General features: G+C 46.4%; 12 protein-coding genes and 4 pseudogenes. 15 read left to right on the top strand and 1 reads right to left on the bottom strand.

Annotated elements, in window-relative coordinates:
* The first annotated feature begins 3 nt into the window (after positions 1-3).
* The 12 genes and pseudogenes from V7K27_RS23310 to V7K27_RS23365 all read left to right on the top strand — a co-directional run.
* Positions 4-894, top strand: a complete 891-nt coding sequence (locus V7K27_RS23310) for an alpha/beta fold hydrolase (RefSeq protein ID WP_334950461.1) — start codon at positions 4-6, stop codon at positions 892-894.
* Between the two features lie 188 nt (positions 895-1,082).
* The gene (locus V7K27_RS23315) at positions 1,083-1,673 is read left to right on the top strand and encodes a hypothetical protein (protein ID WP_334950463.1); all 591 of its coding nucleotides are present in this window, start codon (positions 1,083-1,085) and stop codon (positions 1,671-1,673) included.
* Positions 1,674-1,709: 36 nt separating this feature from the next.
* Positions 1,710-2,417, top strand: coding sequence for a nitroreductase (locus V7K27_RS23320; RefSeq protein ID WP_334950465.1), 708 nt, complete (start codon positions 1,710-1,712; stop codon positions 2,415-2,417).
* Positions 2,418-2,517: 100 nt separating this feature from the next.
* Positions 2,518-3,336, top strand: coding sequence for an SDR family NAD(P)-dependent oxidoreductase (locus tag V7K27_RS23325; protein ID WP_334950466.1), 819 nt, complete (start codon positions 2,518-2,520; stop codon positions 3,334-3,336).
* A gap of 119 nt (positions 3,337-3,455) precedes the next feature.
* Positions 3,456-3,602 carry a hypothetical protein gene (locus tag V7K27_RS23330; RefSeq protein ID WP_334950467.1) on the top strand — a complete coding sequence of 49 codons (147 nt, stop codon included), beginning with the start codon at positions 3,456-3,458 and terminating at the stop codon, positions 3,600-3,602.
* Between the two features lie 120 nt (positions 3,603-3,722).
* Positions 3,723-4,121: pseudogene (locus V7K27_RS23335) on the top strand (prolyl oligopeptidase family serine peptidase); the annotation flags it as partial.
* Between the two features lie 18 nt (positions 4,122-4,139).
* Positions 4,140-4,250 (top strand): annotated as a pseudogene (locus V7K27_RS23340) (SDR family oxidoreductase); the annotation flags it as partial.
* An 82-nt stretch (positions 4,251-4,332) separates the two neighbouring features.
* Complete coding sequence (locus V7K27_RS23345) at positions 4,333-5,088, top strand: SDR family oxidoreductase (protein WP_334950468.1); 756 nt, start codon at positions 4,333-4,335, stop codon at positions 5,086-5,088.
* Between the two features lie 97 nt (positions 5,089-5,185).
* Positions 5,186-5,587, top strand: coding sequence for a RidA family protein (locus V7K27_RS23350; protein WP_334950470.1), 402 nt, complete (start codon positions 5,186-5,188; stop codon positions 5,585-5,587).
* A 275-nt stretch (positions 5,588-5,862) separates the two neighbouring features.
* Positions 5,863-6,030 (top strand): annotated as a pseudogene (locus V7K27_RS23355) (alpha/beta fold hydrolase); the annotation flags it as partial.
* A 41-nt stretch (positions 6,031-6,071) separates the two neighbouring features.
* Positions 6,072-6,239: a hypothetical protein gene (locus V7K27_RS23360; protein WP_334950472.1), complete on the top strand. Its 168-nt coding sequence runs from the start codon at positions 6,072-6,074 to the stop codon at positions 6,237-6,239.
* Between the two features lie 177 nt (positions 6,240-6,416).
* Positions 6,417-6,842, top strand: a pseudogene (locus V7K27_RS23365) (GMC oxidoreductase); the annotation flags it as partial.
* Between the two features lie 220 nt (positions 6,843-7,062).
* Here V7K27_RS23365 and V7K27_RS23370 read toward each other — a convergent pair.
* Positions 7,063-8,097 (bottom strand): sensor histidine kinase, encoded by a 1,035-nt coding sequence (locus tag V7K27_RS23370; protein WP_334950476.1) that lies wholly within the window; start codon positions 8,095-8,097, stop codon positions 7,063-7,065.
* Positions 8,098-8,705: 608 nt separating this feature from the next.
* Here V7K27_RS23370 and V7K27_RS23375 point away from each other — a divergent pair.
* The 3 genes from V7K27_RS23375 (at position 8,706) to V7K27_RS23385 (ending at position 12,030) form a co-directional block, all read left to right on the top strand.
* Positions 8,706-9,062, top strand: coding sequence for a hypothetical protein (locus V7K27_RS23375; RefSeq protein ID WP_334950478.1), 357 nt, complete (start codon positions 8,706-8,708; stop codon positions 9,060-9,062).
* Between the two features lie 985 nt (positions 9,063-10,047).
* Positions 10,048-10,416, top strand: coding sequence for a hypothetical protein (locus V7K27_RS23380; protein WP_334950480.1), 369 nt, complete (start codon positions 10,048-10,050; stop codon positions 10,414-10,416).
* 171 nt (positions 10,417-10,587) lie between these two features.
* Positions 10,588-12,030, top strand: a complete 1,443-nt coding sequence (locus V7K27_RS23385; protein WP_334950482.1) for an efflux RND transporter periplasmic adaptor subunit — start codon at positions 10,588-10,590, stop codon at positions 12,028-12,030.
* Positions 12,031-12,097: the final 67 nt, after the last annotated feature.

The raw sequence follows: 12,097 nt of genomic DNA on the forward strand, positions 1-12,097 counted from the left end.
GTCATGACCACATTTCACACAATCTCAATCGATGGTTTAGATATCTTCTACCGAGAAGCTGGTTCCCGCAGTAATCCAACGATTCTGCTGTTACACGGCTTTCCAACCTCATCTCACATGTTTCGCAATCTGATGCCTGCGCTTGCCAATCGCTTCCATCTAGTTGCCCCGGATTATCCGAGCTACGGCAACAGTTCTATGCCAACTGTAGATGAGTTTGACTACACGTTTGATCGCTTGGCCCAAATCGTGGAGAAATTTATTACCGCGATCGATCTGAAGAAATATAGCCTCTACGTAATGGATTATGGCGCTCCCATTGGCTATCGGATTGCAGCTAAATATCCAGAGCGAGTGGAAGCGCTAATTGTCCAAAACGGGAATGCCTATGAGGAAGGTATACGTGGCGAATTTTGGAACCCAGCTAAAGCCTACTGGCAAGACCGTTCTCCTGAGAATGCTGACAAGCTCAGATCCTTTTTCACATTGGAAACAACGAAGTGGCAATATAACAATGGGGTTCGCAATCTGGAAGCGATCAGCCCTGATACCTGGAATATGGATCAACTCTTCCTCGATCGCCCTGGTAACGATGAGATTCAGCTGGCGCTGCTGTATAGCTATGGCACGAATCCACCACTATATCCGCAATGGCAGGAGTATTTTCGCAAATATCAGCCACCTACCCTGATTGTTTGGGGTAAGAATGATCACATCTTCCCGGCTGAAGGCGCTTATCCCTACAAGCGCGATCTGAAAGACGTTGAGTTTCATTTACTCGATACCGGACATTTTGCCCTGGAAGAGGAAGGAGATGCGATCGCAGATCATATCCGTCGCTTTATGACAACTCATGTTGGACAATCACAGGACGGGAGCAACGCGATTTTGTGAGGTGGCAAAGCTGGGGGGCTGGGGAAGCTGGGGAAGAGAAATAAATTAAGTATATTTAGTATATTTTTAGCAGCAAAACATACTAGACTTTCTCTTTTCTCCCCCAGCTACCCCAGCTACCCCCGCAACGCCAGCTCATTTCACGACGATCTCACTTTTTCGCGTTGCTCCCCACAGGACTGATCATCATGAAAAAACTAGACCGAAAAATTGCAGATGTGACGGGGGCATCTAATCGCGTGGTTAATGAAATTATCAGCGCAGGTGGGAATTTGATAAGCGATGTCTCCGACGGGCAACTCTTGGAGACGCTACGCGTAGCTTGCTTCCCCGGAGGGGTACGCCTACGCAGTACAGGCAAATGTTACCAAAAAATTTATTTTACAACACTAATGAAAACAATGAAAACACTACTGAAAAGATCCGCGTTACTCCTTGCTCTGCCAATCAGTGTCTTAGTTAATTTTTCCTTAAGAGCTTCTGCTGATTCAACTGCTGGCATCATCCTGAGTACTAAATGTCAGGGTGGTTACAACATCAATATTTGGCAGAATTATAATTCTGGTGAACTGCTCTATCGGGCGACCAATCCCAATGGTCATTTAAATTTGGGCAAAGGAACTAAGCAAGCGACAGAAGGTGTTCGAGTGTATAAGTTTCGGAATAGAAACTATGAATATTGGGTGTGGGATGGCACGTTGGATAACCCGCAGTCTGGAACTTTAGAGGTGTATAAAAACAATCGGATCTTGATGCGGCAAACTTGTAGGAAAAATTGAATCTTCAGTACTCTTTCTCATAGAGGTTCATTAAACATGTTCGATCTCGACCAAACTATCAAAGACCGGCACTCAACCCGAAAATTCTTATCCAAACCCGTACCGCGAATTTTACTCAATGAAGCTCTTGCTCTAGCACAGCTCGCGCCGTCGAATTCCAATACCCAGCCGTGGCGGGTAGTATTTGCTGAAGGTATTCGCCGCGATCAACTGAAAAAGGCTTTGCTAAAGCAAGCGCAGCATTTTGACGAGTCTCAGCTACCCAAAATCGCTCAACTGCCAGAGGCATTTCAGCATTACCGCCAGGAACTAGGCGAACAAGTCTATGGAGCGATGGGGATTGCTCGTGAGGATACAGCGAGTCGAGAAAGAGCCGTTCTGCGTAATTACGAATTTTTTGATGCCCCAATGGTCGGTATCGTCTGTATGCACCGAGAACTAGGCGATGCGGATGCTTTAAGTGTAGGGATTTATTTACAAACGCTGATGCTGAGTCTGACTGCTCGTGGACTGGGCACCTGTGCTCAGGTTTCGCTAGCCGCTTATCCTGAAATCATTTGCAGCGAGTTAAATATCCCACCGGAACTATCGATCCTGTGCGGTTTAGCCGTTGGCTATACCGATCCTGATTTTCCCCCTAATCACCTGCATATTAGCCGCGATCCCGTTGAGAAAAATATCTCATTTCTCGACGATCTTGAGCTAGCACATAGAAGTGATTGCAATACTCTTATTGGAGCATGAGAAGGAGTCAGAAGACAGAATTCAGAGTGATTTGATAAACGCAACAACTTTCGCAATGCCACCACTTAGTATCACTTCACCGATTAAAAAAAGAGGAAACATGACTATTTCACCCGTACAAACACTTTCCCCGCCAGCAGCGATCGACGATCCATCCAGGAGCAAGACAACCACAAGCAAGCTTGCAAACAAGATTGCACTGGTCACCGGAGCATCTAAGGGCATTGGTGCCTCGATCGCCAAGCACCTCGGAGCCGCTGGTGCCACAGTAATCGTCAACTACGCCACTAGCCAGTCCGGTGCCGATAAAATCGTTGCGGACATTACGGCTGACGGCGGCAAAGCCACAGCCATCCAGGGTGACTTCTCGAAGTTGGAAGACATTACTCGCACCTTCGCCCAAATCAAGCAAACGCACGGCAAGCTTGACATTCTCGTCAACAACGCTGGTGTTTACAGTTTCGGTGCCATCGAGCAGGTTACACCAGAAGAATTCTACCGCCAGTTTAACCTCAATGTACTTGGTCTTCTCCTGGCGATTAAGGAAGCCATCCCACTTATGGGGACTGAGGGTGGCTCCGTGATTAACATTGGTTCTGCCGTCGGCTCGATGCCGCCCCCCAATAGCGCCATTTACTCCGCCACCAAAGCTGCGGTTGACTCTCTTACAGTTTCCCTTTCTAAGGAGTTCGGCTCTCGCAAGATCCGTGTCAATAGCCTCAATCCAGGCTTCGTGGCAACGGAAGGCCAGCTTGGGTTTCTCGAAGGCGACGTCTACGACATGGCGATCAAGAGCACACCCCTGGGACGAGTCGGGCAGCCGGAAGATATCGGCCCGATCGCTGTCTTCCTCGCCTCTGATGACTCCCACTGGCTGACCGGACAACGGATTCTCGCCACCGGCGGTCAAACTTGGTAGGCATTCAACTCAGTTAGAAGAACCGCAACACTAACTTAAGAGAACAGCATGACCACCATCCTGGACTTCATCGGGAAGTAATCGTGAATTTCTAAAATCAACCCATTCATCCAAGAAGAATGATTCATCGAAACTATTTTGAAGAGCATTGCCGTTCCATCTGGCGAAGGCAAATCGTTCCTAGTGTTGCCAGGGGAAACGATGACTTTGACATCCGAGAAGTTCGATCAAAAGTTCCAGCCGAGCGGGTGCGATCGCTCGTCTGACAACTAACTCAACAAACCATACATGGGTAAGTGACATGATCAAAAATGTAAAATCACGACAAGAAGTACTAGAATTCGACCTCTTTGGATTTCGACTCTCGTATCGAAAAATACCGATGCGCCGCGCTGCCCCAAGTTGGTGTCATGGACATGCTCCGCTTCGACAAGTTCACAGCCGGAAAATTATGGGTAGACGAATATGGGTCTCCGGCACGGGAAGCGGATTTCCGTAACCTCTTTAAATACTCGCCTTATCACAACATCCAATCTGGCAAGGCATATCCGGCGATCCTCGCCACCACTGCCGACACAGACGATCGCGTGGTGCCAGGTCACACCTTCAAATATGTCGCCGCGCTCCAGGCGGCGGATATCGGCCCCAAGCCGCACCTTGTCCGCGTTGAGACGCGCGCGGGTCATGGAGCGGGCAAGCCCACCGACAAGATTATTGAGGAAACGGCGGATATGTGGGCTTTTGCCGCTCACTGGACGGGGCTGGATGTGAAGCCAGTGAAATGATCGTCGCATTGGGGAAAGAGCGTGAGGGCAGGAGAAGTCGCTCAAGCAGTTGTCTTTCTCTGCTCTGATGCTGCTAGCTACATCACTGGACAACCCTTAACGATCGATGGCGGATTCACAGTGAATTAATTTTTGATTGTTGATGGTGGACTCATAGTGAATCGATCCATTTCAAGAGAGAACAACCGGACTTGATTTTAGGACAAATAGAATGATACTTCAGGATAAAGTGGCGTTAGTCACTGGAGGCACATCGGGAATTGGGAGAGCAACAGCGATCGCCTTTGGCGCTGCTGGAGCAAAAGTGGTGTTCTCAGGTAGACGTGATGCAGAAGGTGAAAAAACCGCCAAACTGATTCGTGAAACGGGTGCTGAATGCCTATATGTCCGTTCAGATGTCAGCAGTGAAGCAGAGGTGCAAGCTTTGGTGGAGAAGGCGATCGCCACTTACGGCAGACTCGATTGTGCCTTCAACAATGCCGGGATCGAGCCTCTTTTCAAACCACTGCACGAACAGTCCATTGAAGACTTTGACAAACTCATGTCGGTTAACGTACGCGGACTGTTTTTGTGTATGAAATATGAGATTCAACAAATGTTGACTCAAGGATCGGGTGCGATCGTCAATAATTCATCGATCAGTGGTCTAATCGCGTTCTCACAGGTGTCTCCCGACATCGCCAGCAAACACGCAGTGATGGGATTAACCAAATCGGCGGCACTCGACTATGCCAAACAGGGAATTCGGATTAATGCCATTAATCCTGGTTTTATTGCGACTGAGATGAACGATCGCATATTAGACCAACTGGGGACTACGGTAGATAGTTTTGCCTCTACAGTTCCAATGGGGCGTGTCGGTCAAGCAGAAGAAATCGCTCAAGCCGTTATTTTTCTTTGCTCTGATGCTGCCAGCTACATTACGGGACAACCCTTAGCGATCGATGGCGGATATACAGTGAGTTAATTTTTGATTGTTGATGGTGGAATCACAGCATGGGTTAGCGGTGCGTTACTAAGAATGTAGAAACCCTATCGACAATCGTACTGAACAGAGGAACACAATGAATAAGCCCGAGTTTTTTGTCACCCCCGGTTATGGGGAACGCCTGCTGAATGGATTGCATTACTCGCAAGCGGTCAAACTTGGCAATCGAGTGGAGACATCAGGCCAAGGTGGTTGGGATGACGATCTGCAAATTCCCGAATTGCTTGCGGACGAGATTGCTCAGGCGTTTCGGAACGTAGAGCGAACCTTGGCAACTGCCGGTGCTGGTTGGGAGCATGTTGTCCACATCAATTCTTACCATGTTGGAGGGTTTCCCCCGGAGGTTAACGATGTGATGGTCAGGCTATATCGCCATTATATGCTCAACCATACCCCAATTTGGACACAGGTAGGAGTCGCAGCTCTTGGACTTCCAACGATGCGTATTGAAATCCGCGTTACTGCAATTGTTCCGTGAGTTTCGCATAAGCGACAGCGCTGCTCTACACCGAGCAGATGAAGCGGATGAAGTGATAAATCCGACGATACAGACATTTTCGAGCTACGCAGAACTAGCAGGATAGGCATTGCCCATGAGCTAAAATGTATGCGGAGCCAGTGGATTAAATAACCTGTGTAGGTTGGGTTGAGCAAGGCTCAACCCAACCTACAAAACTGCACTATGTGATCGGCGGCAGGGGCGATCTCGTGGTGTTGCTGCATGGCTATGCTCAAACCTAGTATGAGTGGCGGAAAATCATGCCTGCTTTGGCAGAGCATTACACCATGATTGCGCCTGACTTACGGAGTGCAGATGATTCAGGCAAGCCCTTGACGGGCTACGATAAGCGATCGCTTGCAGACGATATCTATCGGTTAGTCAAACAGCTTGTATACAGACGGAGTAAAGGTTCAACATGAAAAACCAAGAAGAAAAAATGGCCATGACTGCCAGAACCTAGATGACCATTGGCCCATTGGTGGTTCTTCTCCTATGGATCATAGTTGGTGCTAGCCAAAAGGGCGGGTTAAGGAGCAGCAAGAAATCGGAAAACGCTTGGCAAGAGATATTTCAACGGTCACGAGATGGTTGCAGAAGTACAGAACTGATGGGATGTCAGGCTTATTAGAAATAAAAAAAGCACTCTTAGGCAAAACGGAAAATTCATGACGCAGCGATGCCTACGGCGGTAAACTACGCAGCACTTGAGGAGGAGTTAAAAACAGGAAAAGGGTTTAGTAGCTTTTCTTCTCTACAAAATTTACGCGTAGCCGTAGCCCGCCGTAGGCATCGCATACAGCAATTGTTCAATGAACTTACATTTGAGCAGGTAATGTCTGTTTCCTCCTATAACTTTATTTCTGGTCGCGATATGCAGAGCGATGAGGCGATCGCAGCCTACATCCGAGGCGCTTGCGAGACGATGCACCATCCGGTCGGCACCTGCAAAATGGGTACTGACTCAATGGCGGTGGTAGATCCTGCACTACGGGTACATGGCATTGAGGGCTTGCGGATCGTCGATGCTTCCATCATGCCAACGATCACCACGGGGAATACGAACGCACCTATCATCACGATCGCTGAAAAAGCCGCTGATTTAATTAAAGCTGCACATTCATTACTGCTCGCCCATCAATCTTCGCAAAGTCTTGTCTCTGCGCGTGGAAAGCATCATAAAGGAAAAAAAGAAGGTCAAATTCTTTGGGATCAAGGTTTTGCAGATCGGTGATTTCTAAGTACTGAAGGCTAGCAATCTCCTCCAAAATATTCACATCTATATATATGTCATGGATCGCAACGGGACGGCTGATATCCAAAACCTGGGCGAATGGAATTCGGGGCTACACAGGCAAAGTCCGCAGAGGCGGACTAAAGTCAAATTAAGGGTTTGAAACCCACGCAGGTGGGTTTTGTTTGTATAGACGCGGTTTCTAACCGCCTGTTTCGCGTTAAGTTGACACCTGTGGAGGGGAGGAGGCTAAGGGTAAATCAATTGAGAAGACACATCCTTGATGGGGGACATCGCGAACTGAGAGTATACCCTTGTTTAGCGACACGGCGCGTCGTGAAATTGTAAGCCCGATCCCCAATCCTGATTTATCTGTTCCCATCTGAGAAAAAGGCTTAAAGAGTTCTTCCGCCTCACCAGGTGGGAGTCCTCCACATTGATCCTCTATTTCAAGCAAAATACGCCCACCTACAGCCTTACCGCGTATCCATACAATCCCACCCTGCTTGGTGAACTTAATGGCATTTTGAACCAGATTCGATAGGGCAGATATTATTAGGTGACGATCTATTAAAACCTCCAATTCCGGCGCTACCTCAACACGCACCTCAATTGATTTCGCACTTGCTTCAAACCATGCAGTAGCCTCAACTTCACTGACTAGGTGAATAACTCGATATCTCTGATATTGTCCGGTTGATTCGTTCCGCAGTCGCACCTCAACAAGTGAACGATCAATAATGTCTCTCATACGCTTATGGGCATTTTCAAGAATACGAGATGTACTTCCATTGGTTCCGACTTTCCCTGTGATTATAAGTTGGGAAGCTAAACTAGCGGAGGTCAACGCATTTCGCAACTCATGTGCTAGAAATCCAAGACGCTGAACCTCATCCCGCTCTGCATTTTCACGCTGACCTCGATTAAACTCTGTAACCGCTTCAGCGATAGCGATATCGAGGCAGAAATTTAATCGATTGAATTCACGAGGGGATGCTGTTTCACTACTATTCTCCTGAATATACTGAGTGATAGCTTGACAAAGAGCGCCGTAGCCATGAACAACCTGAGAAATGCTGTAGCCAAGTTTTAACGACTCTTTCCCCCGGCGCTCTGCGGAGGCTCTGTGAAGACTTTCTATAGAATTGTTACGTGCTTCCCCAGATTCATCTATATCAGCATCAGCACGTAATACCTCAATGAGTTCATCATAGAACACAGGTAATCCTCTTTCCATTTCGTCGCTCGAACTCATGGAATCACCAAGACGCGCGATCTTTTTTGAACACAAGGCGAGAATTTCGTCACGTTCTGCTAAGAGAAATTCATGTAACATTATGAATGTTCTTAATTTTAGACTTATTCTAGCATCAGGAGATCGCTAGAACAGCGATTGCACCCACCCCGATCGCACCCCAGAACAATTTCCCATACCCTCGCCGAGCCGAAAGCGATCGCTCATAAGAGTAACTAGCAACTTGGGTTATATCTGCGAAATAGGCTTCAATAACTAAATATTTTCTCTTCTGCTTTCTCCTAAAAAATCGTCAGGACAACAAAAGGAATTTAAGGAGAGGGAATGGCGTAGGCGCAGCCCGCCGTAGGCATCGCTTTGTCGGTTAATTCCTCAAAGAGAGTTATATTGCAAAAATAATCTGGACTAGGTTTTTTCTGCATCGTTAATCAACTTATACAATTCAACTATCAATCAAACTCTTGAAAATACTCGATTTCAAACGTCTGGTTGTTACACTTGTCACAAGAAGAGCAATTAGAAATATTTGGAAATCTTTTTGAGAATAGACTGCACAGTTAACCAAATGAATCTAGGCTCGAAAGTAAACATCTTATCAAACAATACTAATGTCGCATACGTTGATTAATTTAACATTGCCAATAGTCATTCAAGAAATTGAGAATGTCTTAGATGAGTACCCTGAACATCCTTATCAATTAGCTTTTTCGATTCATGAGTTGCGCCAAAAGTTAATTGCCCACATTCTAAGTCATGTCCCTAACCGCTATGTAGTCGAAGGGGTACAGGAATTATCCAGCACCCCCAAAAGCCGCTACTCTTTACCTCTACAGGAGCGGATACAGATAGAAACAGTGGTTCACGGTAGTATTCTGCATATCCTGCGCGAAAACGCTGATTGGCTAAGTCGCCAGATCCTAACTCTGTCTCTTGTTGGGTCAATTCTGCTCCCTATTGTGATTTAATCACTTCATACTCTTGGGTAACAGTTCAAAAGTCTTGCCATGTACACCCAGATTTGGACAGCAGTTGCAATTGGGTTTACCGCACCATTTGGGGAAAATTGTACGCTAAGAAAGTTAATAAACCTTGACCGAGAAGAGTCGTTGCAGGGTCAAGGCAGTCATTGCGTCCTCTACAAAGTGGGCGCTTTGAGTCTGTCCACTAGTCTACTGGGCGGTATGCTCACCAATGCAACTAATGGGGACTTGAAATCATCCCTTTTCCCCCCAGCGCTAATATGGTCGTGCATTTTTATAGGCTGACGTGCTACTACAATTTTTCTTAACCCAATGAACTTATTTACCTAGCAAGATACAAGAAGTATTTGATGGTTTATGTTTTAGTGAAAAGCCAGGGAAGTAATCAGGAATTTTGCGGAGGTTGAGAGTTAATCTTTTTATGTTTTCATAGGAAAAAGCGGGATTATCGTTTCTACCGTCGATCTCAATACCGTGGCTGGCTTATCTGAGTTGACGCGATTGCCTTTGGCACTGGCGTAAAGCCTGCGGCATAGCTTCTCTGCGAGACGCTATTCGCGAACGCTTAGCGCGCAGCGTCTAGTAGAGAAGGCAATCGCAGGTACTATCTAATCCGTCAAAACCTTTTCTCATAAATATTTATGATTCGCGGAAAAGTCTATTTAAAATCCGTTCTAATTGCAGTTTAGGATTGCGATATAATATTGCAATATAATTGCCTAAATCTAGCGTTTAAAGTCTTACTAAGAGCAACAGGGCAAATTGTTTGTAAGAGCAATTATGTTTTAAAAAGGGGTTAAATCGTGTGTGAATTGTATAACTTCTACTAAACCGTTCAAAAGGTAGAGGTTATATTGGGCAAAATTTGTAACTATTAAATGTGCGGCAAACAAACTCAAGCTGAGATTAAATCTTAACTTGACAATAATATAGCCAAATTTCAGAAATTCAACATACTAGAGCAATTATTATGACTACTGTAATTGATAACTTCACCAAGAATCTTCATGACAATTTAGAAGCGGTTGAAGAACGGGTAAAATCGCTAAGGGAAAGTATTCAATCTGCACCAAAAAAAACTCAAGTTGAGATTCAATTTCAACTTGATGAAGCGAAGATAAAACTGGATGCTAATAAAAAAGAATTCGATGATTATCGGGCAAAGCTCAAAGCTCAATTTGAGGAAAAAGAATCTGAGGTGAAGTCCCATGTCGAAGAATGGAAAACGAGTCGCAAAGTAAAGAAACTCGAACATCGGGCAGATAAAGCTGAAAACCATGCAGCTACTGCAACCTTCCTAGCGATCATAACCATTGAAGAGGCTGAACGCAGAGATTAAGCTGCCAATATTTTTTGCTTTAGCCCTGCCAAAAATAATCCCAAAGATCACTGCTTTAGGTGCAGAGTTTCTGCTGTAGTTTATACCAATTTACAAAATATTTACGGTAGATTCAAACTTGGAAACCCAGATTTAATCTGAATTACGAATCTTGACGGAGTTGAATATCTTATGTCACTCGATCGCCCATTTGAATCTGTATCTTCTGAGCCAACTGCTGATCTGAAAAACAGTTCTGCAAACGGCTCTGGTTCAGTCTTCGCGCCAGTATCTACAGATCGGATTAGTACTGACGAAACCGCTTCTAAACCGCCTCCACAGCGCAAGAGATGGCTTTGGGTTATACTGGCGGTTCTGCTGATTGGCGGCGGGGGCTTTGTCGGCTGGCGATTGTTAGGCAACCGCAAAGCCGTGCCACCAAAAGCACCGCCTCTCTCAGTTAAGGTGCAAACTGTTGAATCGAGCCAAGTTCAATCTACCTCTGAGTTTGTCGGCACATTAGAAGCCCAGGAACGCGTTTCGCTTCAGCCGCAAACTCAGGGGCGAATCGATCGCATATTTGTAGCCAGTGGCGATCGCGTCACCAAGGGAACGCCGATTCTGTCTTTAAGTTTGGATCAAACTACAGCCAATGTCTCCAGCGCCATTGCTACGGTTAACTCGAATCGTGCGGCTGTAACAACCGCCCAGGCAGAGATGGAAGGCAAACGAGCCGATCAAGTGAAAGCCGCCGCAGATGTGAAATTACAGCAAGTGCAGTTCCAGCGAACCAAGGTGCTTGTAACTCAAGGCGCACAAGCGCGACAAGAACTCGATATTGCTAAAAACAAACTAGATGCAGCGATCGCCACCCTAAATGCTGCTAAAAAGCAGGTAAATGCAGGCCAAGCAAGTGTCAATCAGGCAGTATCAAACGTCCAGCAAGCCCAGGCTCAAGTTGCCTCCAGCCAAGTCAACCTGAACCAGAAGCAGGTAGTTGCACCGCTTGCTGGTATTGTTGGCGATTTCTCCGTCAAAGTGGGCGATTATGTGAATATTGGCGGCAACTTGACCACAATTACCAAAAACGATCTCCTGGATATGCGAATTTCGGTACCATCTAACAATGCTGCCCAATTGCGTCGAGGATTACCTGTAGAGCTACTGGATACCAACACAGGTAAGCGTTTAACCACCGGCAGTATTAACTTTATTGCGCCGCAAGTGAATACAGCTGCCCAATCTATTTTAGTGAAAGCTCGATTTGCTAATTCAAATGGGAAATTGCGGGATGGGCAATATGTCCGCGCCCGGATTATCTGGAGCCAGCAGGCGGGGATTTTGATTCCGATTCAAGTGGTGAATCGCATTGGGGGACAGAGTTTTGTCTATGTGGTGGAAGAAAACAAGTCAAAGGAAAAGGTAGTAGAAGGAGACAAGTCAAAGGAAAAAGTGGTGGAAGGAGACAAGTCAAAACAAAAACCGCAATTCGTTGTGCATCAAAAACCTGTGAAGTTGGGTGAAGTGCAAAACGATCGCTATCCGATTTTAGAGGGAATTAAACCAGGCGATCGCCTAGCGGTATCTAACATTCTCAAACTGCGTGATGGCGTACCCGTTCAACCACAACCTTAGAAGCGGCCGACAGGCGGCGCACCACCCGCCAGGAGTGAAACAAACATCTTTCTTCCCCCACTCCCCA

This window comes from Nostoc sp. (assembly GCF_036919575.1).
In the GTDB taxonomy this organism is placed as follows: domain Bacteria; phylum Cyanobacteriota; class Cyanobacteriia; order Cyanobacteriales; family Nostocaceae; genus Nostoc.